The sequence below is a fragment of the Streptomyces sp. NPDC058985 genome (genome assembly GCF_042740985.1).
Taxonomy (GTDB): domain Bacteria; phylum Actinomycetota; class Actinomycetes; order Streptomycetales; family Streptomycetaceae; genus Streptomyces.
In genome coordinates, this window is the sequence record NZ_JBHYJX010000044.1 from 32,618 (window position 1) to 53,429 (window position 20,812).

Genomic DNA, 20,812 nt, shown 5'->3' on the forward strand with positions numbered 1-20,812 from the left:
GCCGTCCGGGACTGTTGCCAACGGGCGAACACTCAGGCACGGTGACCTGAAGGACCGGCTTACAACCCCTTTCGCCCGGAGGCGCCGATGTCCCAAGTCTTCTCCGAGGAGACCCACCGCAATCTGCTCGCCCGAATTCCCCAGTGCACCGGTCGTGAGATCTCCGACTGGCTGCGTGCCGTCGACGACGGCCCCTCCCTCTTCCGCTTCGAGGAGAAGGTCAGCTGGCTCCGCCACGAACACAACCTCGCGTACGGCCACGCGAAGGCCATCGTGCACGAGTACGACCTGAGAAGGGCCGCGCGCAACCTGCTCTGAGCGGGCGCGCCGGCACCACGACGACGAAGGGCCCCGGGCTTGAAGCCCGGGGCCCTTCACTTGTCACACCGACAGCGGTGTCCGCTAGTCGTTGCTGTTCAGGATCGCGATGAGTCGCAGGAACTCGAGGTAGATCCAGACCAGCGTCAGCGTGAGGCCGAAGGCCGCGAGCCAGGCCTCCTCGCGCGGCGCACCGTAGGCGAGCCCGTCCTCGACCTGCTTGAAGTCCAGGGCGAGGAAGCAGGCGCCGAGGATGACGCCGACGATGCCGAAGACGACACCGAGCGCACCGCTGCGGAAGCCGAGGCCGTCGCCGCCGCCGAAGACGGCGAACAGCAGGTTCACCATCATCAGGAAGACGAAGCCGAGGGCCGCCGCCATCACGAAGCCGTAGAAGCGGCGGTTGACGCGGATCCAGCCGGCCTTGTAGGCGATCAGCACACCGGCGAAGACCGCCATCGTGCCGATCACGGCCTGCATGGCCGCGCCGTCCGCGATGCGGTTGTCGACGACGCTGGAGACGACGCCGAGGAAGACACCCTCGAACGCCGCGTACGACAGGATCAGCGCGGGCGAGGCCTTGCGCTTGAAGGACTGGACGAGCGCCAGGACCATGCCGATCAGGGCGGCACCGATACCGATGCCGTACGAGCGGCCGATGTTGGCGTCGTCCACGGGCAGCAGCGCCCACGCGAGCGCGGCGGTCACCACGAGCACGCCGAGCGTGCTGCCGGTGCGGATGACGACGTCGTCCATCGTCATCCGGCCGGTGGTGGCCGGCGCCTGCGGCGGCGTGCCGTACTGAAGGTCCTGCTGGGCGTACGGGTTCTGCGCGTACGGGTTGTCGGCCGGCTGGGCGTACGGGTTGCCCTGCGTGCCCTGCGCGTACGGGTTGCCCTGCGTGGCGACGGCGGGTCCCCCGGCCTGCGGCGCGGCGTTGAAGCCCGCGTAGCCGTTGTCGCGGCTGAACCCCCGTCGCGAGAAGACCGGGTTTCTGCTCCTCATTTCACTCCTCCATGGCCACACGGCGCAGCCTTGGGCTCAAGAGTAATAGAACGGCAAAGGAATGACCCTACTGCTTGGGGAGGATCTTTCCCTCGCTCTGGCGCACAACACGCTACGCCGAACAGTGATTCCCCTCACGGCCGGGGCCCCACGGGACGTCCGGGACCGCTCACCCGATCGGGAACCCGGTGTAGGCCTCGGCGAGGTCGGTCTCGGCGGCGCGGGAGGAGGCGATCCGGTCCAGGCGGGCCACCTGGAGGCGGTCCTCGAAGGGCGTGGCGGCCGGGTCGCGGTGCAGCAGGGTCGTCATGTCGTACGAGAACCGCTCGGCCTGCCAGACGCGGCGCAGGCAGCTGGCGGAGTAGGCGTCGAGCAGCGCGTCGGAGCCGGTCCCGGCGCGGTGGGCCAGCGCCCGCGCGAGGGTGACGACGTCGCCGACGGCGAGGTTGAGGCCCTTGGCGCCGGTGGGCGGCACGATGTGCGCGGCGTCGCCGGCCAGGAAGAGGCGGCCGTGCCGCATGGGCTCGTGGACATAGGAGCGCATGGGGGTGACGGACTTCTGGGTGATGGGGCCGCGGTGCAGCGTCCAGTCGTCGTCGGTCTCGAAGCGGCGCTCCAGCTCGGCCCAGATCTCGTCGTCGCTCCAGCTGTCGGCGTCCGTGTCCGCGGGGACCTGGAGGTAGAGGCGGGAGACGGACGGGGAGCGCATGGACAGCAGGGCGAAGCCGCGGTCGTGGCGGGCGTAGACCAGCTCGTCGTGGGAGGGGGCCACGTCGGCGAGGATGCCGAGCCAGCCGAAGGGGTACGTCCGTTCGAAGGTGCGGCCGTCCGGGACCGCCGTCCGGGCGATGCCCCAATAGCCGTCGCAGCCGACGACGTAGTCGCACTCCAGGACGTCCTCCGTGCCCGCGGCGCCGTCGGCGCCGCCGTGCCGGAAGCGGATGCGCGGGCGGTCGGTCCCGGCGCCCTCCACGGCCAGCGCCTCGGCCTCGAAGAGCAGCGGCCCGCCGTCCTCCAGCTGGAGGGCGATGAGGTCCTTGCAGACCTCGGTCTGGGCGTAGACCATGACGGACCTGCCGCCGGTGAGCGCCGGGAAGTCCACGCGGTGGCGCCGCCGGCCGAAGCGCAGCTCGATGCCGTCGTGGCGCAGCCCCTCGCGGTCCATCCGCTTCCCCGCCCCGGCCGCGCGCAGCACGTCCACCGTGCCCTGCTCCAGGATCCCGGCGCGCTGCCTGCGCTCGACGTAGGCGCGGTCGCGGCTCTCCAGGACGACCGAGTCGATACCGGCGTTGTGGAGCAGCCGGGCCAGCAGGAGTCCGGCGGGGCCGGCCCCGATGATGCCGACGGTGGTGCGCATCGGTCGTCCCTTCGTCGCGTTCACTTGTTCGCCTGTTCGCGTGGTGAAATTTCCTTCACCCAATACCGGGAGGAGTTTCCGACCACACGCACGCCGCTGTCAACGGTCCTGGGGGTCGAGAGCCTGCGGAAGTGAAGGGAAGCGTCGGAAGTGCCCGGAGCCGGACTCGAACCGGCACGCCCTCGAAGGGGCAGCGAGGTTTAAGCTCGCCGTGTCTGCATTCCACCATCCGGGCAGGCCATGGGCTCCGCGTCGAGTGCCTTGAGCCTATCGGGACACACCTCCCGAACCGTGGGCGGGAGGGGCGATGTTGTCTTATTTTATTGGCGCCTGAGGGTCCATCAGTTCCTGGTGCAGGCCATCAGCACTCGCCAACAGCCTCGCGGGCGGTGGCCCGCGGCGCACGTGGAATGACGGGATTTCACCGTCCCGGTGAGGGCGCCCGCCCCGTTCCGCCGTCGGGGTCGGCCGTCATCCGCAGGTATGACACCGCCGCTGCCCGTCCGACCGGAGTCGCCCCCCGAAACCGGAACAGCGGCTGACTACACGGCGCCGTCGGGGCGGAACGATGGGAGACGTCCCCGAGCACACGCCGTACCGACAGGAGCGCCCTTCCCGTGACCACCGCACCCATCGCCGACCGGTCCACCGTCGTGGCCGCACGCGCCACGGAGCTGTCCAAGATCTACGGCCAGGGTGAGACCCAGGTGGTCGCTCTGGACCGGGTCTCCATCGACTTCCGGCAGGCCGAGCTGACCGCCATCATGGGCCCCTCCGGCTCCGGCAAGTCCACGCTGATGCACTGCGTGGCCGGCCTCGACACCTTCTCCTCCGGCTCCGTGCGCATCGGCGAGACCGAGCTGGGGACGCTGAAGGACAAGCAGCTGACCAAGTTGCGCCGGGACAAGATCGGCTTCATCTTCCAGGCGTTCAACCTGCTGCCGACGCTGACCGCGCTGGAGAACATCACCCTCCCGATGGACATCGCGGGCCGCAAGCCGGACAAGCAGTGGGTGGACTCCGTGATCCAGATGGTCGGCCTCTCCGGCCGGCTCGGGCACCGCCCCGCCCAGCTCTCCGGCGGCCAGCAGCAGCGGGTCGCCGTGGCCCGGGCGCTGGCCTCCCGGCCGGAGATCATCTTCGGTGACGAGCCGACCGGAAACCTCGACTCCCGCTCCGGCGCCGAGGTGCTGGGCTTCCTGCGCAACTCGGTGCGGGAGCTGGGCCAGACCGTCGTGATGGTGACCCACGACCCGGTGGCCGCGGCCTACGCGGACCGGGTGGTCTTCCTCGCCGACGGACGCATCGTCGACGAGCTGTACGGGCCGACGGCCGACGCGGTGCTGGACCGCATGAAGCGGTTCGACGCCAAGGGCCGCACCAGCTGACGTTCCCGTCCGCGCCCGGTCCGCGCCCCGTCCGCCCCGCCCCGTACCCCGTACGCCCGTACGTCTGGACAGAGAAGACCCCCATGTTCCGTACCGCCTTGCGCAACGTCTTCGCGCACAAGGCCAGGTTGTTGATGACCGTGCTCGCCGTGATGCTCGGCGTGGCGTTCGTGTCGGGCACCCTGGTCTTCGCCGACACCCTCTCCAACGCCTTCCGCAACCAGTCGGCGAAGAGCTACGACGACGTCGCCGTCGCCGTCAGCTCGCACGCCGACCCGGACAACCCCAAGGAGGAGCCCGGCCTCTCCGGCGAGGTCCTCGACAAGATCTCCGCCGTGGACGGCGTCGCCGGGGTGTACGGCCGCGTCGAGGGCTTCGCCGGCGTCGCCGACCCCGACGGGAAGCTCATCGGCGTCGGCTGGTCCAACAAGGGCGCCAACTTCGCGCCCGGCAAGGACGGCAAGGACGCCGCGTACACCTTCACCGAGGGCTCCGGCCCGGTGAAGGACGACCAGATCGCCCTGGACCAGGAGTCCGCAGGCAAGGGCGAGTACAAGGTCGGCGACCGGGTGCGCGTCGCGACCAACGGCCCGGTGAAGGAGTACACCCTCAGCGGTGTGTTCACCACCGAGGACGGCGCCGTCAACGCCGGCGGCAGCCTCGTCCTCTTCGACACCGCCGTCGCCCAGCAGCAGTACCTCCAGCCCGGCTACTTCGAGAGCGCCACCGTCTCCGCCGCCCCCGGCGCCGACGACGCGCGGATCCTGAATGCGGTCGAGCCGCTGCTGCCGGACACCGCCGAGGCCCAGACCGGCCGGGCGCTCGCCGACGAGCAGGCCGACCAGATCGAACAGGGCATGGGCAACCTCAAGCAGGTCCTGCTCGGCTTCGCGGGCATCGCGCTCTTCGTGGGCATCTTCCTGATCTCCAACACGTTCACGATGCTGGTCGCCCAGCGCACCAAGGAAATCGCCCTGATGCGTGCCGTCGGCGCGTCCCGCAGGCAGATCACCCGCTCGGTGCTCGCCGAGGCCGCGCTGGTGGGCCTGGTGGCCTCGGCCGTCGGCTTCGCCCTCGGCGTCGGTCTCGCCGTCGGACTGCGCTCCGGCATGGCCGCGTTCGACATGAAGATGCCGGCCGGTCCGCTGGTCCTGTCCGCCACCCCGGTGGTCGCGGCGTTCGCGGTGGGTGTGCTGATCACGGTGCTCGCCGCCTGGCTGCCTGGCCGCCGGGCCGCGAAGATCCCGCCGGTGGCGGCCATGAACAGCGTCCACGCGGTGGCCACCACCAAGTCGCTGGTGCTGCGCAACTCCATCGGTGCGGCCGTCACCGCCCTCGGTGCGGTGGGGATCGTGGCGGGCGCCTCGACCGGCGGCGACGACGGCCGGCTGTACATCGGCGCGGGCGCGTTCCTGGCGCTGATCGGCGTGATCGTCCTCATCCCGCTGCTGTCCCGGCCCGTGATCGCACTCGTCCGTCCGCTGCTCGTCGGGCCCTTCGGGGTGGCGGGCAAGCTGGCCGGCCAGAACGCGGTGCGCAACCCGCGCCGTACCGGCGCCACCGCCTCGGCGCTGGCGATCGGGCTGACGCTGGTGACCGCCCTGTCGGTGCTCGGCGTCACGGTCGGCGCGGCCATCGACAAGATGACCACGGACAACATCCGGGCCGACTACATGATCTCGATGGCCAACGGGGGCGACCTCGACCGGTCCGCGCTGACGGCCCTGGAGAAGGCCGACGGCGTGTCCGCGGTGTCGCCGCAGCAGGACTCCTACTTCCGGGTCGACGGCGACTTCGTGTCCGCCTCGGCGGTCACCCCCGGCGACATCGAGAAGGTCCTGACCGTCGACACCGTCAGCGGCAACACGGCCTCGCTCGCCCAGGGCCGGATCGCGGTCGCCGAGAAGACGGCCGAGAGCAGGGGCTGGAAGCCCGGCGACACCGTCTCCGTCACCTTCGACGACGACGAGAAGGCCGAGCTGACGGTCGGTGCCGTCTACAAGGACAGCGAGTTCCTCTCCCCCGTCCTCGTGGACCGGAAGGTCGTGGACGGGCACGAGGCCAAGCCGTCCATCCGGCAGATCTTCGTGAAGACCGACGGCGGCCAGTCGGCGGCGAACGAGAAGGTCCTCGTCGACGCGCTCGGCGACAACCCCGCGATCACCGTGATGGACCGGCAGGACATCCGCGACGAGTTCGGCGGCGCCATCAACACCCTGCTGAACGTCATGTACGGCCTGCTCGCGATGGCCCTGATCATCGCGGTGCTCGGCGTCGTCAACACCCTCGCGATGTCCGTCTTCGAACGGCAGCAGGAGATCGGCATGCTGCGCGCGATCGGTCTGGACCGGCGCCGGGTGAAGCGGATGGTGCGGCTGGAGGCCGTCGTGATCTCGGTGTTCGGCGCGGTGGTCGGCATCGGTCTCGGCACGTTCCTCGGCTGGGCGATCGGCGAGACCGTCGCGGAGAGCATCCCGGGGTACGCACTGGTCCTGCCCTGGGACCGGATCGGGATCTTCGTGGTGCTGGCCGGTCTGGTCGGTGTCCTGGCCGCCATGTGGCCGGCCCGCAACGCCGCCCGGCTGAACATGCTGAACGCGATCAAGACCGAGTGACCTCGCCGCGACCCGGCACACCGAAGGGCCGGGCCCCCGTGCGGGGGCCCGGCCCTTCGGTTCTCCCGCGGATCAGGCCCGTTCGGGCGCGCCCCACACGCGGGCCCGCAACGGCATCCCGGAGGCGCCCGAGGTGGGCGTCTTCACGGCGAGGACCTGGTTGACGCCGATCCGGTTGCGCTCGAAGGCGAGCGCGGAGGCGGCCATGTACAGCCGCCAGACTCTGGCGCGACCGGGGCTGACCAGCTTCAGCGCCGCCGTCCACTCGGCCTCCAGGTTGGCGACCCAGCGGCGCAGGGTGAGCGCGTAGTGCTCGCGGATCGCCTCCACGTCGCGGACCTCGAACCCGGCCCGCTCCAACTGGGTGACGGTGGTGCCGACGGGGGCGAGTTCGCCGTCCGGGAAGACGTAGGCGTCGATGAACTCGTCGACGTGGTAGGCGGACTCGTCCCGCTGGGGGCGGCGGGCGATCTGATGGTTCAACAGCCGGCCGCCCGGCTTGAGCAGGGCGTGCAGATCGGTGGCGTACTCCAGGTAGCGCTCGGCACCGACGTGCTCGGCCATGCCGATGGACGAGATGGCGTCGTACGGCCCGTCGGACACGTCCCGGTAGTCCTGGACGCGGATCTCCACCCGGTCGGTGAGGCCCTCGTCGGCGACGCGCTTGCGGGCGTAGACCGCCTGTTCCTGGGAGAGCGTCACGCCGACGACGCTCACCCCGTGTTCGCGGGCCGCGTGGATCGCCATGGAGCCCCAGCCGCAGCCGACGTCGAGGAGGCGCTGACCGGGGCTCAGGCCCAGCTTGCGGCAGACGAGTTCGAGCTTGTCGCGCTGGGCTCCCTCCAGGGTGCCGCCCTCGTCGGGCGGGGCCGGCCAGTAGGCGCAGGAGTACACCATGGACGGGCCGAGGACGAGTTCGTAGAAGTCGTTGCCCACGTCGTAGTGGTGGCTGATGGCCCGTCTGTCGCTGCGCTTGGTGTGCAGGTGGCCGCGGGACCGGCGGATCTCCTCCGGCGGCGGTGCGGGCGGCAGCGGCGGCCCGGCGAGCCGCACCAGCCCGCGTACGGCGGCCCGGACCTCGGGGTCGCGCAGCGCCTCGGCCAGGCCGCGGGCGTCCTCACCGCGCTCCCAGAGGAGTCCGGCCATCGATTCGAGGACGGTGTAGAGGTCTCCGTCGACGTCGACGTCGCCGGCCACCCAGGCGCGGGCCAGGCCGAGTTCGCCCGGTTTGAACAGCAGGCGGCGCAGGGCCCTGCGGTTGCGGACGACGAGGGCCGGCGCACCCGGCGGGCCCGCCTCGGAACCGTCCCAGGCGCGGATGCGCACCCTCAGGGGCGCTCCCAGCAACTGTTCGAAGAGGTTCTGCAGCCGCAGCGCGGCGTCAGCCATGGCGTACCTCCGTGACGTGCGATCCCGGAATGTCCAACACCACGTAAACACCTGGGAGCCCGCGGCACAGTCCCCAACGCGCGTTACGACTCGGCAAAATACCTGTACACACCACCGGAATCGTCGTCCCGCCGGAACAACGCGAAGGGGCCGCCCGCACCACGGATGGCGGGCGGCCCCTTCGGGGTACCGCGGGTACTACCAGGGCTCGGAGGCCCGGGTCAGGAGGCCTTGGCCTTCTCCCCGGTCTTCTCCTGCTTGGCCGGCTCGGCCTTCGGCACGGCCGGGGCCGGCTTGGCGGCCTCGTAGAACTCCTCGCGCGGGGTCTCCATCGCACCGAGGGAGACGACCTCGCGCTTGAGGAACATGCCGAGGGTCCAGTCCGCGAAGACGCGGATCTTCCGGTTGAACGTCGGCATCGCCATGCCGTGGTAGCCACGGTGCATGTACCAGGCGAGACGGCCCTTGAGCTTGATCTTCATCTTGCCCATGACGATCATCGCCACGCCCTTGTGCAGGCCGAGGCCCGCCACCGCGCCCTTGTTGGCGTGGCTGTACTCCTTCTGCGGGAAGCCCCGCATGCCGGAGATCACGTTGTCGCCGAGGACCTTGGCCTGGCGCAGCGCGTGCTGGGCGTTCGGCGGGCACCAGGCGTTCTCGTTGCCCGCCTTGCGGCCGACGAGGTCCGGCACCTGGGCGTTGTCGCCCGCGGCCCAGATGTAGTCGGTGCCCTTGACCTGGAGGGTCGGCTCGCAGTCGACGTGACCGCGGGGACCCAGCGGCAGGCCGAAGCGGGAGAGCGCCGGGTTGGGCTTGACGCCTGCCGTCCACACGATGGTGTTGGAGTCGACCTCGAGACCGTTCTTCAGCACCACGTGGCCGTCGACGCAGGAGTCCATGGAGGTGGACAGGTAGACCTCGACGCCGCGGCCCTCGAGGTGCTCCTTGCCGTACTGGCCGAGCTTGGGTCCGACCTCGGGGAGGATCTTGTCGGCGGCGTCGACGAGGACGAAGCGCATGTCCTCGCGGGAGACGTTGGTGTAGTACTTGGCCGCGTCACGGGCCATGTCCTCGACCTCACCGATGGTCTCCGCGCCGGCGAATCCGCCGCCGATGAAGACGAAGGTGAGCGCCTTGCGGCGGATCTCCTCGTCGGTGGTGGAGTCGGCCTTGTCGAGCTGCTCCAGGACGTGGTTGCGCAGACCGATGGACTCCTCGATGCCCTTCATGCCGATGCCCTGCTCGGCGAGGCCGGGGATCGGGAAGGTGCGGGAGACCGCGCCCATGGCGATGACCAGGTAGTCGAACGGCAGCTCGTACGCCTCGCCCACCAGCGGGGCGATCGTGGCGACCTTGCGGTCCTGGTCGATGGTGGTGACCCGGCCGGTGAGGACCTCCGCCTTGGGGAGCACGCGCCTGAGGGGGACGACGACGTGTCGGGGGGAGATGCTGCCGGCGGCGGCTTCGGGGAGGAAGGGCTGGTAGGTCATGTACGACCGCGGGTCGACGACGGTGACGGTCGCCTCGCCGTAACGCATCTTCTTCTGGATGCGTCGAGCTGCGTACAGGCCTACGTACCCACCGCCTACTACGAGGATCCTGGGACGCTCCGTGGTGCTCATGCCATCGAGTATCCACCCGTCCCAGGGGGGTCGTTCGTGCGCCCCTTCACAAGCTCATGTTAGGTCTGTGTTACCATCCGCCGCTCACGTGACGGAGATCATGGTGAGGGAAGGAACCGACCCTCCTCACACCCCGTTGTCAATGCCGCGTGAGCTGCCCCTCCGTCCCGCCGGGGAAGGTGAACCACCCCCTCGCGACCCCTCTTCGAGGCACCCTCCGAGCAGCGTCCTGAACACGTTCAAAGGGCAGTTGAAGGCCCAAAAGGGTCAACGACCGCACTTTCGTCGTCCGACAGGGCCCAATTCCTTGTGAAGAACTTCACGAACTTTCCGGACGGGACGCCACCGGGAGGCCCGTGAGGCCCCCCGGCAGCCGCTCAATCGTCGTCCGTCCTGCTCAGACCGGCACCGCGCGGGCCAGGGCCTGTCGTTTGGACCATGCCGGCGTCGCGGGGCGTGGCACGCACATCTGCCGCGTTGTCGTCGGTTGCCAACGCTCCGCGTTGTCGCCCTCCTCCGCCTTGCAGCTGCACGCACCACGCCCCGCTCGGGTGAGTCAAAGGCGCAGTCTCTGTCAGCCGGCCTGCCCCAAACGACAGGCCCTACGCCACCGACCACGCGATGCCGTCGAGGATGTCGTGCTCGCTCACGACGACCTCCTCCGCGCCCGTCCGCTCCATGATCGAGAGCAGCACCAGCGCGCCCGCCCCGATCACGTCGACGCGGCCCGGGTGCATGGAGGGGACGGCCGCCCGCTCGGCGTGCGTGGAGCGCAGCAGCCAGTCGGTGATCTCCCGGACCCGGCCCCGGGAGACCCGGGAGTGGTGGATGGCGGCCGAGTCGTACGCCGGCAGCTCCTGCGCGATGGCGGACACCGTCGTCACCGACCCGGCCAGCCCGACCAGCGTGCGCGCCTCGCGCAGCGGCACCGTCTCCTCGGCGAGGTCGAGCGCCGCCTCGATGTCGGCCCGCATCGCCGCGACCTGCCCGGCGGTGGGCGGGTCGGTCACCGCGCCCTCGCGCACCAGGTGCCGCTCGGTCATCCGCACGCAGCCGACGTCCACCGAACGGGCGGCGCGCACATGGTCGTCGCCCACCACGAACTCGGTGGAGCCGCCGCCGATGTCCACGACCAGGTAGGGCCGGTCCAGGTCGTCGCGCCCCGCCAGCTCCCGGGTCGCCCCGGTGAAGGAGAACTCCGCCTCCTGGTCGCCGGAGATGACCTCCGGCTCCACCCCGAGGATGTCCAGCACCCCGCGCACGAAGTCGTCGCGGTTCTCCGCGTCCCGGGAGGCGGAGGTCGCCACGAAGCGCAGCCGCTCGGCGCCGTGCTCCTTGATCACCTCGGCGTACTCGCGGCAGGCGGCGAAGGTCCGCTCCAGCGCCTGGGGCGCCAGCCGCCCGGTGCGGTCGACGCCCTGGCCGAGCCGCACGATGGTCATGCGGCGGTCCAGGTCGGTCAGCTCTCCCGTGGCGGGGTCGGCGTCCGCGACGAGCAGCCGGATGGAGTTCGTACCGCAGTCGACGGCGGCGACCCGGGTCACTGGGCGTCCTCCTGGCCGGCGGGGCCGGCGGGCGTCACGCACGGACCCTTGCGCCACCACTCGGGCAGCAGCGCGATCGCCTCGTCGCCCAGCGGATTGACGCCGGGTCCGGCCGCCAGCGAATGGGCGACCAGCACGTGCAGGCACTTGACCCGGTCCGGCATGCCGCCCGCGCTCGGGAAGCCGGTCAGCTCCTCGATCTCGTCGCGGCGCCGGATGTAGTCCTCGTGCGCCGCGCGGTAGGCGGCGGCCAGCTCCGGGTCGGCGGCGAGGCGTTCGGTCATCTCCTTCATCACGCCGTTCGCCTCCAGCGTGCCGATGGCGGAGGCCGCCTTCGGGCACGTCAGGTAGTACAGCGTCGGGAAGGGGGTGCCGTCGGGCAGCCGCGGTGCCGTCTCCACGACGTCCGGCTGTCCGCAGGGGCAGCGGTGCGCGATGGCGCGCAGACCGCGCGGAGGACGGCCGAGCTGCTGCTTGAAGGCCAGCACGTCCGCGTCGGTGGGCTCGGTGCGCGGCGTGGTCGGCGGGGGAGTCTGCATGACTGTCTTCTGCTGGTCTTCCTGTTGAGTCAGTGCCGGCGCGGTCGGTTCACGGCCGGCGGGCGGCGGCGTCGGCCTTGTCGACACCGTCCCAGACGTTCCGGTACCAGGGGCGGTCGGCGCCGCCGGACTCGGCGCGGGCCTTCCTGGCGGAGTCCGGGTCGACGACGACGAACCCCGTCTCCCCCGGCATCACGTAGTGCAGCCGCAGCCGGACCTGCTGCTCGGCGTAGGCGTCGTCCTGCCAGCGCGCCTTGAGGTCGCGCAGCTCCTCGACCCGGTCCCGGGTCTCCTGCTGCTCCCGCCGCAGATCGGCGATCTCGGCGCGCTGGGCGACGTACTGCCGTATCGGATAGGCGAGCGCCACGACGAGCGAGCAGAGCACCATCGCGAGCAGCGCGGCCCGGCCGGTCAGCCGGGAGCGACGGGCCTGGCGCTTGGTCTGCGAGCGGTAGACCCGGGCCGCGGTCTGTTCCCCGATGATCCGGATCCTGGTCGCGGTGGAGAAACGGTCCCGGTCCTTCACCGCCATGTCTGTCCCCGCTTCCCGTCCACACGTGCGTACGTCCCCGCACACGGTACGGGACCGAGTACGGGGACGTACGTACGACGCTGCCTGTGACGGCGGCGCTCAGCCCTTGAAGCGCGGGAAGGCGCTGCGGCCGGCGTACACCGCGGCGTCGTCGAGGATCTCCTCGATGCGCAGCAGCTGGTTGTACTTCGCGACGCGCTCGGAGCGGGCCGGGGCGCCGGTCTTGATCTGGCCGCAGTTGGTGGCGACGGCCAGGTCGGCGATGGTGACGTCCTCGGTCTCACCGGAGCGGTGGGACATCATGCACTTGAAGCCGTTGCGCTGGGCCAGCTCGACGGCGTCCAGGGTCTCGGTCAGCGAACCGATCTGGTTGACCTTGACGAGCAGCGCGTTGGCCGAGTTCTCCTCGATGCCGCGGGCCAGGCGCTCCGGGTTGGTGACGAACAGGTCGTCGCCGACGAGCTGCACCTTGTCGCCGAGCTTGGCAGTGATGGTGTTCCAGCCGTCCCAGTCGTCCTCGAACAGCGGGTCCTCGATGGAGACCAGCGGGTACGCCTCGACCAGCTCGGCGTAGTACTCGGTCATCTCGGCGGCGGTGCGGTTCTTGCCCTCGAAGGCGTAGGAACCGTCCTTGTAGAACTCGGACGCGGCGACGTCGAGCGCGAGCGCGATCTGCTCGCCCGGGGTGTAGCCGGCCTCCTTGATCGCCTCCAGGATGAGGTCGAGGGCCTCGCGGTTGGAGCCGAGGTTCGGGGCGAAGCCGCCCTCGTCGCCGAGGCCGGTGGCCAGGCCCTTGCTCTTCAGGACCTTCTTCAGCGTGTGGTAGACCTCGGCGCCCCAGCGCAGGGCCTCGGAGAAGGACTCCGCGCCGATCGGGGCGATCATGAACTCCTGGATGTCCACGTTGGAGTCGGCGTGCGAGCCGCCGTTCAGGATGTTCATCATCGGCACCGGCAGCAGGTGCGCGTTGGGGCCGCCCAGGTAGCGGAAGAGCGGCAGGTCGCTGGCCTCGGAGGCGGCGTGGGCGACGGCGAGGGAGACGCCGAGGATGGCGTTGGCGCCGAGCGAGCCCTTGTTGTCGGTGGCGTCCAGGTCGAACATGGCCTGGTCGATCAGGCGCTGCTCGGTGGCGTCGTAGCCGACCAGCTCCGGGCCGATCTGCTCGATGACGGCGAGGACGGCCTTCTCGACGCCCTTGCCGAGGTAACGGCCCGGGTCGCCGTCGCGGAGTTCGATGGCCTCGAAGGCACCGGTGGAGGCGCCGGACGGAACGGCGGCACGACCCGTGCTGCCGTCGTCGAGGCCGACCTCGACCTCGACCGTGGGGTTGCCTCGGGAGTCCAGGATTTCCCGGGCTACGACGACGTCGATGGACGGCACGAGCATCTCCTTCTTCAATGTGACGCTTCGGTGTGACGCGCGGGTCCGCAGGACCGCGTCGGCTCTGCGGGACCGAGCCTAACCGGCTCCGGGCGATCGGCCAGCCGATCGCCCACCCGCTGGACAGAACCGAGAGTAAATTGTTTCCGAACGAAACAAAGCCGATTTCGAAAAGGGGCCCGCCCCGGTGCGCACGGGGAACACGCACCGGGGCGGGAGTCGCGGCAGGCGCCGCCTACTTCAGGTGCAGCTGCTGACCCGGGAAGATCAGGTCGGCCTCGTCGACGATGTCGTCGTTCAGCTTGAACAGCTTCTCCCAGCCGCCCTTGACCTCGTGCTCCTCGGCGATGGAGCTGAGGGTGTCACCCTTGACGACCTTGTACTCGCCGTCACCCTTCTCGACCTTCTTGCCGGTGGGGGTGGTGACCGTCTTCTTCTCGGCCTTCTTCTCGGCCTTCGGCTCGGCGGCCGGGCGCTCGTCGGAGCGGGACGCCTTCTGCTCGGTGGAGCGGTCGGCGGTGGAGCCGCCGTCCTGGCTCTCGCCGGAGCCGCCGCCGGTGTTCGCGGCGTTCGAGAGGCCGGTGCCGCAGACCGGCCAGGCGCCCTTGCCCTGGCCCGCGAGCACCTTCTCGGCGATCTCGATCTGCTGCGCCTTGCTGGCCTGGTCGGCGGTGGCGGCGTACTGGGTGCCGCCGTAGCCGGCCCAGGTGGAGGCGGAGAACTGGAGGCCGCCGTAGTAGCCGTTGCCGGTGTTGATGGACCAGTTGCCACCGGACTCGCACTGGGCGACGGCGTCCCACTCGGCGTTGGTGGCGGCGGAGGCGTTGCCGGCCGCCATCAGCGGGGCGGCGACGGCGGCACCGGTCACGCCGGCGACGGCGATGACGCGAGTGGCCTTGGACGGACGACGGTGCTTGCCCTTGCCGGAAAACAGCATGGTTGATCCCCTCACCGACGCCTGCGAGGTGAGCTGTCGGGTTCGGGCCGGTTGAGTTGCCCGGCCGGGTTCCTCTCGGAACTCGGCTCCACCCCTAGCCGCTCCGGCAGAACTGCCCGGTGCGGCACTTACCTTGGGTCCCCCGCTCCTGCCTTCGGCGCTTTACGCGACGACTGTTCCCGTACGGCCGCTGGCAGGATTCGGCGTTGCGGCTGTCGGGGCCCGCGATGGCGAGCGGTCATGACCGTAGACACGCGCTCCGCGGATTTTCAAAGACGATCACGGCTTCTGAGACCTATCTCTCACGAGATCCAAAACGGACATAGAGCCTCTAACCGTGACGTGAACTCCCCCTACTTTTCGCCCGATTCGCCCGTGACCGTGAGCGTCTGACCGGGCAGGATGCGGTCGGGGTCGTGGCCGACGACCCGCTCGTTGTCGGAGTAGAGCGCGCGCCATCCGCCGTCGACGCCAAGGGAGTCGGCGATGGCCCAGAGATTGTCCCCGGAGCGGACGATGTAGGAGCCGTCGTCGGCGTCCCCCGGCCCTCCGTCACGCGAGGCGTGCCGGCCCGAGGTGCTGTCGGTGAGCCCCTTCCAGCGCCCGCCCTCGTCCGCGCTGTCGCCGCGATGCTTGCCGGAGCCCGACGAGCGGTCGGCGGCCTCCGGTTCGGCGGTGGCGTGAGGGTTGCTTTCGGGCGTTGTGTCCGTCTTGGCGGATTGATCCTTGCCGTCGGACGAGGCATCGGAAGAGCCCGACGAGGGCGAGGAGGACGGCGAAGGGGACGAACCGGACGTCTCGGGGGACGAGTCCGACCCCTCGGTCGACTCCGACGGAGACGGCGAAGCGGACGACTCGGACGAATCCGTCACGTTCGGAGACGTGGTCGACTCGGGCGTCTTGCCGGCGGAGGACTCGGCCGATTCCGGGGTCTCCGACTTCTCCGGGGACCGCGACTCCTCCGACGAGCCGTCACCGGTCGCGTCCGTGGCGCCGGTGGCCCCAGGGGGGTTGCCGAGACCCGCGAGCAGCCCGCAGGTCGGCCAGGCCGCGATGCCCTGGTCCGCGTACAGCTTCTCGGCGATTCTTATCTGCTGGGAGCGACTGGCCTGGTCGGCGCTGGCCGCGTACTCCAGACCGCCGTACCGCTCCCACGCCTCCTGGGGGAGCTGGAGGCCGCCGTAGTAGCCGTTGCCGGCGTTCTGGCTCCAGGCGCCGCCGGTCTCGCACTCGGCGACCTGGTCCCAGTTCGCCCCGGCCGCGTGCGCGCCGGTGGCGCCGAGCAGCGGGATGGCGATGGCGGAGCCGGTCACTCCGGCGGCGACGACCAGTGCGGGAGCCTGGCGGGGGCGGCGATGACGACCGTTCCCGGAGAGCATGCGACGACCTTTCACAGACGACGGGGACCGTGCGGCGGGTGATGCTCGTCGCCACACTGATTCGTGAACGTATAGGCAGATGATCGCTTGTCACAAGTTCATGCCGCGCAGATCACGTGAAGATCACAGAGTTGAGGGCGTGTCAGGTTTGCCTTGACGACGCACCGTTGCCGGGCGCTGACGCGGACGGCGTGAACGAGACGGGCAAAGTGCGCAGACCACGCATGATGAGACCGCCGCGCCAGCGCAGTTCGCCAGGGTCCGCGGCGAGGCGCAGGTCGGGGAGGCGGGTGAGGAGCGTGGCGAGCGCGGTCTGGCCCTCCAGCCGGGCGAGCGGGGCGCCGAGGCAGTAGTGGATGCCGTGGCCGTACCCCAGGTGCTGGCTGTCGCGGCGGGCCAGGTCCAGCGTGTCCGGGTCGGTGAAGCGCTCCGGGTCCCGGTCGGCGGCGGCCAGGACGACGAGGACGGGGTCACCCGCGGCGATCCGCTCTCCGCCGACATCGAGCGGCTCGGTGGCGAAGCGCCAGGTGGCCAGCTCCACCGGGCCGTCGTAGCGCAGCAGTTCCTCGACGCCGGTCTCCAGCAGGCCCCGGTCGCCGGCCGCCAGGGAGGACTGGAGGCGGGCGCGCTGCTCGGGGTGGGTGAGCAGGGCATAGGTCCCGTTGCCGACCAGGTTGACCGTGGTCTCGAAACCCGCGAACAGAAGGATGAACGCCATCGCCGCGGCCTCGTTCTCGGTGAGGTGCTCGCCGTGGTCGGAGGCGCGGATGAGACCCGAGATGAGGTCCTCGCCGGGTCCCGCCTCGGACGGCAGCGCGGCGCGCTTGCGGTGGATGAGGTCGGCGAGGTAGCCCCGCATCTTCTTGACCGACCGTGCGACGCCGCCGCGGGGGCCTCCGCCGTGACGGATCATCATGCCCGCCCAGTCCCGGAAGTCGTCCTGGTCCTCGCGCGGGACACCGAGCAGGTCGCAGATGGCGTAGATGGGCAGCGGGAAGGCGAAGTCGTGGATCAGGTCGGCGGAGCCGTCGGCCGCGAACCGGTCGATGAGGCCGTCTGCCAGCTCCTGCACCCGGGGCGCGAACTCGGCGACCCGCCGGGGGGTGAACGCCTTGCTGACCAGTCGGCGCAGCCGGGTGTGGTCCGGCGGGTCGATGTTCAGCAGGTGGGTCATCAGCTCGGCCTTGCGCTCCCCCGGGATGCCGGTCTTGCCCCTGGCGTGCGCGGGCTCGTCGTGGTGGGCCGGGTTCTTGGACAGCCGCGGGTCGGCGAGGGCCTGTTTGGCGTCCGCGTACCGGGTGACCAGCCAGGCCTCCACTCCGCTGGGCAGCCGGGTGCGGTGCACGGGGGCGTGTTCGCGCAGCCAGGCGTAGGCGGGGTAGGGGTCGGTGGCGAACTCCCAGGTGAACAGCTCGGGGGCGGGTCCGGCGGGCGGCGGGTGCGGGGTCACCCCTCGACCCCCCGGATCGTGTCCCGGTACGCCCGTGCCGCCGCTCTGAGGGCCGCCTCCGGGTCCGTGCCCTCGGACTCCGCGCGGGCGGCCAGGGCGAGGAGGTCGTAGCCGACGCCCTCGCCGGTGGGGAGGGGGACGTCGAGGCCGGCCTGGCGGACGCGGGAGGCGAGCTTGGCGGCGAGGGCGAGGCCGGGCTGGCCGAGGGGGACGCCCTCGGTGACCGAGGTGCGCTGCTTCTCGGCGGCCTTGGTGCGCAGCCAGTGCTCCCGCACGTCCTCGGGGGTGGCGGCGGTCTCGTCGCCGAAGACGTGGGGGTGGCGGTGGATCAGCTTGTCGACGATGGTGCCGGCCACGTCGTCGACGGAGAACGGCGCGTCGGGGTCCTCCTCGGCGATGCGGGCGTGGAAGACGACCTGGAGGAGGACGTCGCCCAGTTCCTCGCGCAGTTCGTCGCGGTCGCCGTCCTCGATCGCCTCGACGAGTTCGTAGGCCTCCTCGATGGCGTACTTGGCGAGGCCCTTGTTGGTGCGCTGGGAGGACCAGGGGCATTCGAGGCGGATGCGGTCCATGACCTGGACCAGGTCGAGGAGGCGGGCGCCGGGGAGGTCGTAGGAGGCGGGGAGCAGCTCCAGCTCGGGCATGTGGACCCGGCCGGAGCCGGCGAGGCGGGCCAGTCCGTCGGTGAGCGCGGGGTCGCCCTCGCCGGTCACCACGACCACCGCGGTGCGGCCGCCGGCGCAGGCGTCGACCAGGTCCCCGGCGGTGGGGGCGGCCTCGTCGACCCGTATCCCCGCCTCGCGCAGGTAGGGCAGCTGGGGGTGGGCGCCGTCGGCGCACAGTACGCGGTCGGCGGTGCGCAGGGCCTGCCAGGCGGGCCAGGAGAGCAGGCCGGGGGCGACGCGGTGGCTGGTGGTGAGGAGGACGATGCGGCCCGGGTCGGCGGGGGCCGCGTCGGCGGTCGTTGCGTTCACTCCCCGAACGTAACGCATGCCCCGGACGGCCCCCCCGAGTTGTCCACAGGGGGCCGCGCAGGACCGTTACGCCGTCTCCTGGCTCCTCGCGGCGGTGATCTCCCGCACCCACGGCGTCTCGGCGTTGACGCGGCTGCTCTTCTGGACGTCCCAGGCGCCGTAGCGCGGGTTGAGGTCGACGTCGAGCTTGGCGGATGCCTTGGAGAGGGCCTGCCAGAACTCGGGGCGGCTGGTGTCGGTGCCGAGGCTCTCGGCCAGCTTCTGGGCCTCCAGCTGGAGGCGGAGGTTGTCGTCGAGGCGCCCGGGGGCGACGCCGTACTGCTGGAGCCAGGCCGTCTCCAGCTGCTTCGGGCCGCCGGCCTGCTCCTCCAGGCCCGCGCGCATCGCCTGCACTTCCTTGCGGCTGACGCTCACACCGGCGTCCTGGGCGGCGCGGTGCAGGACCTGGTCCAGGACCATGCCGTGCAGGGTGTCGCGGGTGAGGGTGCCGGTCTGGGCGACGACCTGCTGGTACTGGGTGTCGTCCGGGACGGCGGCCCGCTGCGCCGCGCGTACCTCGTCGACGCGGTTCTCCAGCTGGGAGACGGTGATGCGCTGGTCGCCGACGACGGCCGCGGCGCCCGGATGCGCGTCGCTGCCGCAGGCGGTGAGCAGGGGTGCCGCGGCGGCGATCGCGGCGGTGAGGAGGAGCGCGGGGCGACGGCGGCGGTGCAAGGAGACCTCCCGTTGGAGATTGTGCGACGGTGCACAAGGTCTTGCGATGATCGATGTTAGGCAGTGGCCCGGCTCTGGCCAACCCATTGGACCAACGATTCACCTGGACTTCGGGCACCGCCCCGCCGCCGCGCGTCGGCGGGGTCCTCAGCCGCGCATCCGGCCCAGCCAGTGGAGCGTCCGCCGGACGTCGGCGGCGAGCGGGTGGCCGGGGCCGTGGACGCGCTCCACGTCGTGCAGCAGCCGGGCCAGCGTGTCGTGGGCGCCGGGGCGGTCGCCGAGGGCGAGCAGCAGGTGGCCGACGCGGCGGCGGACGTCGTGGGCGAGGTCGGGGTCGCCGGCGACGTACTGGTTCTCGTAGTACGGGAGCAGCGCGCGGTACTCGGCCAGGGCGGCGGCCGGTTCGCCGAGCTGTTCCAGGCACTGGGCGGCGTCGTAGCGGTGGCGCAGGGACTGCGGGTCGGCGTGGCCGGCCTCGGCGGCGCGTTCGTCGGCGAGGCGGCGCAGTTCGGGCAGGGCGCGCCGGTACTGGCCGTCGTCCATGAGGGTGGCCGCGTACTGCTTGCGCAGGGTGCGGACGACCGGGGAGCGTTCGCCGTGCTGTTCGGCGGCGGTGGGCAGGATGGCGCCGAGGATGTCGACGGCCTGGGTGATGCGGCCCTCGCCGAGGAGGCGTTTGACCTCGTCGACGGCGCGGGCGACGTCCGGCTTGGCGGCCTCCGCGGTGGGCGGCACGGGGGCCGGCTGCGGGGCGGGGGTGCGGGCGCGGTCGGGCCAGGGGGCGTGCGGGCGGACGAAGGGACGGGTGGGGTCCAGCGCGCGGCCGGTGGGCATCCCGCGGGCGGGGAGCAGCAGCGCCAGGTGTTCGTAGACCTCCTGGGCGGAGTCGGGGCGGTGCTGCGGGTCCTTGGCGAGCAGCCGCAGGACGAGGGCTTCGAGCGCCTCGGGGACCTCGGGGCGGACGCGGCGCACGGGCAGCGGCGGTTCGTACAGGTGGCGGTGGAGCACGCCGAGCGCGGTGGAACCGGCGAACGGCACGTCGCCGCTGAGCAGTTCGTGCAGGACGACGCCGAGTGCGTACAGGTCGGTGTACGGGCCGACGGCGCCGCCCATGGCCTGCTCGGGCGACATGTAGGCGGGCGAGCCGATGGGGGTGCCGGTATGGGTGAGGCGGGTGGTGTCGGCGTCCATGACGGAGGCGACGCCGAGGTCGAGGACGGTGACGGTGCCGTCCTGCTTCACCATCACGTTGCGCGGTTTGAGGTCGCGGTGGACGATCGGCACGGCGTGCACGGCGCTCAGTACGGCGCACAGTTGCGCGGCGACCGCGACGGCCCACTGCCACGGGTAGGGGTCGTGTTCGGCGAGGTGGTCGGCGAGGTCGGCGCCGTCGACGTACTGCATGACGAGGAAGAGTTCCTCGCCCTCGCTGCCCGCGTCGTGCACCGTGACCAGGCCGGGGTGGTCGACCTGGGCGGTGACCCGGCACTCGCGGACGAACCGGCGGCGCAGTTCGTCGGCCTCCTGCCCGGCGACCTTGTCGGGGCGCAGCAGCTTGACGGCCACGCGCCGGTCGAGCCGTCGGTCATACGCCGTCCAGACCTGGCCCATGCCGCCCTGCCCGACGAGTTGGGACAGCTCGTAGCGGTCGGCGACGACGCGTCCTGTC

Annotated in this window: 17 protein-coding genes, 1 tRNA gene and 1 riboswitch; of the genes, 3 read left to right on the plus strand and 15 right to left on the minus strand. The window is 71.2% G+C overall.

The features are described from left to right. The first annotated feature begins 87 nt into the window (after positions 1-87). Positions 88-318, plus strand: a complete 231-nt coding sequence (locus ACFW01_RS30340; protein ID WP_234961091.1) for a DUF4287 domain-containing protein — start codon at positions 88-90, stop codon at positions 316-318. A gap of 84 nt (positions 319-402) precedes the next feature. Here ACFW01_RS30340 and ACFW01_RS30345 read toward each other — a convergent pair whose 3' ends face one another. The 3 genes from ACFW01_RS30345 to ACFW01_RS30355 all read right to left on the minus strand — a co-directional run bounded on the left by ACFW01_RS30345 (position 403) and on the right by ACFW01_RS30355 (position 2,915). After that, positions 403-1,323 carry a Bax inhibitor-1/YccA family protein gene (locus ACFW01_RS30345; protein ID WP_122617029.1) on the minus strand — a complete coding sequence of 307 codons (921 nt, stop codon included), beginning with the start codon at positions 1,321-1,323 and terminating at the stop codon, positions 403-405. Between the two features lie 169 nt (positions 1,324-1,492). Beyond that, positions 1,493-2,680, minus strand: a complete 1,188-nt coding sequence (locus ACFW01_RS30350) for a 4-hydroxybenzoate 3-monooxygenase (protein WP_384508959.1) — start codon at positions 2,678-2,680, stop codon at positions 1,493-1,495. 151 nt (positions 2,681-2,831) lie between these two features. Next, positions 2,832-2,915: transfer RNA gene (locus ACFW01_RS30355), tRNA-Leu, on the minus strand. A 382-nt stretch (positions 2,916-3,297) separates the two neighbouring features. Here ACFW01_RS30355 and ACFW01_RS30360 point away from each other — a divergent pair. Continuing rightward, positions 3,298-4,068, plus strand: coding sequence for an ABC transporter ATP-binding protein (locus ACFW01_RS30360; protein WP_125491358.1), 771 nt, complete (start codon positions 3,298-3,300; stop codon positions 4,066-4,068). Between the two features lie 83 nt (positions 4,069-4,151). Next, complete coding sequence (locus ACFW01_RS30365; protein WP_384508963.1) at positions 4,152-6,683, plus strand: ABC transporter permease; 2,532 nt, start codon at positions 4,152-4,154, stop codon at positions 6,681-6,683. Positions 6,684-6,755: 72 nt separating this feature from the next. Here ACFW01_RS30365 and ACFW01_RS30370 read toward each other — a convergent pair whose 3' ends face one another. The 12 genes from ACFW01_RS30370 to pkaE all read right to left on the minus strand — a co-directional run bounded on the left by ACFW01_RS30370 (position 6,756) and on the right by pkaE (position 20,781). Next, complete coding sequence (locus ACFW01_RS30370; protein WP_234961094.1) at positions 6,756-8,072, minus strand: cyclopropane-fatty-acyl-phospholipid synthase family protein; 1,317 nt, start codon at positions 8,070-8,072, stop codon at positions 6,756-6,758. 221 nt (positions 8,073-8,293) lie between these two features. Continuing rightward, entirely contained in the window at positions 8,294-9,694 is a 1,401-nt protein-coding gene (locus ACFW01_RS30375; protein WP_384508967.1) for an NAD(P)/FAD-dependent oxidoreductase, read from the minus strand. Positions 9,695-10,296: 602 nt separating this feature from the next. Continuing rightward, positions 10,297-11,238 carry an exopolyphosphatase gene (locus tag ACFW01_RS30380; protein WP_384508970.1) on the minus strand — a complete coding sequence of 314 codons (942 nt, stop codon included), beginning with the start codon at positions 11,236-11,238 and terminating at the stop codon, positions 10,297-10,299. Beyond that, positions 11,235-11,777, minus strand: a complete 543-nt coding sequence (locus ACFW01_RS30385) for a DUF501 domain-containing protein (protein WP_234961097.1) — start codon at positions 11,775-11,777, stop codon at positions 11,235-11,237. Before ACFW01_RS30385 ends, ACFW01_RS30380 begins: the two co-directional genes overlap by 4 nt. 49 nt (positions 11,778-11,826) lie before the next feature. Beyond that, positions 11,827-12,309: a septum formation initiator family protein gene (locus ACFW01_RS30390; RefSeq protein ID WP_234961098.1), complete on the minus strand. Its 483-nt coding sequence runs from the start codon at positions 12,307-12,309 to the stop codon at positions 11,827-11,829. A 99-nt stretch (positions 12,310-12,408) separates the two neighbouring features. Continuing rightward, the gene (gene eno / locus ACFW01_RS30395) at positions 12,409-13,689 is read right to left on the minus strand and encodes a phosphopyruvate hydratase (RefSeq protein ID WP_234961099.1); all 1,281 of its coding nucleotides are present in this window, start codon (positions 13,687-13,689) and stop codon (positions 12,409-12,411) included. A 235-nt stretch (positions 13,690-13,924) separates the two neighbouring features. Then, positions 13,925-14,626, minus strand: coding sequence for a transglycosylase family protein (locus ACFW01_RS30400; protein WP_234961100.1), 702 nt, complete (start codon positions 14,624-14,626; stop codon positions 13,925-13,927). 3 nt (positions 14,627-14,629) lie between these two features. Continuing rightward, positions 14,630-14,796, minus strand: a riboswitch (cyclic di-AMP (ydaO/yuaA leader). Positions 14,797-14,979: 183 nt separating this feature from the next. Further along, the gene (locus tag ACFW01_RS30405; RefSeq protein ID WP_384508975.1) at positions 14,980-16,005 is read right to left on the minus strand and encodes a transglycosylase family protein; all 1,026 of its coding nucleotides are present in this window, start codon (positions 16,003-16,005) and stop codon (positions 14,980-14,982) included. A 142-nt stretch (positions 16,006-16,147) separates the two neighbouring features. Continuing rightward, positions 16,148-17,455 (minus strand): cytochrome P450, encoded by a 1,308-nt coding sequence (locus ACFW01_RS30410; protein WP_234961102.1) that lies wholly within the window; start codon positions 17,453-17,455, stop codon positions 16,148-16,150. Then, a complete protein-coding gene (locus tag ACFW01_RS30415; protein ID WP_384508978.1) occupies positions 17,452-18,429 on the minus strand; it encodes a nucleoside triphosphate pyrophosphohydrolase in 978 nt (325 codons plus the stop codon). Before ACFW01_RS30415 ends, ACFW01_RS30410 begins: the two co-directional genes overlap by 4 nt. A 66-nt stretch (positions 18,430-18,495) precedes the next feature. Beyond that, complete coding sequence (locus ACFW01_RS30420; protein WP_384508981.1) at positions 18,496-19,143, minus strand: SurA N-terminal domain-containing protein; 648 nt, start codon at positions 19,141-19,143, stop codon at positions 18,496-18,498. Between the two features lie 147 nt (positions 19,144-19,290). After that, positions 19,291-20,781 carry a serine/threonine protein kinase PkaE gene (gene pkaE / locus ACFW01_RS30425; protein WP_384509004.1) on the minus strand — a complete coding sequence of 497 codons (1,491 nt, stop codon included), beginning with the start codon at positions 20,779-20,781 and terminating at the stop codon, positions 19,291-19,293. Positions 20,782-20,812: the final 31 nt, after the last annotated feature.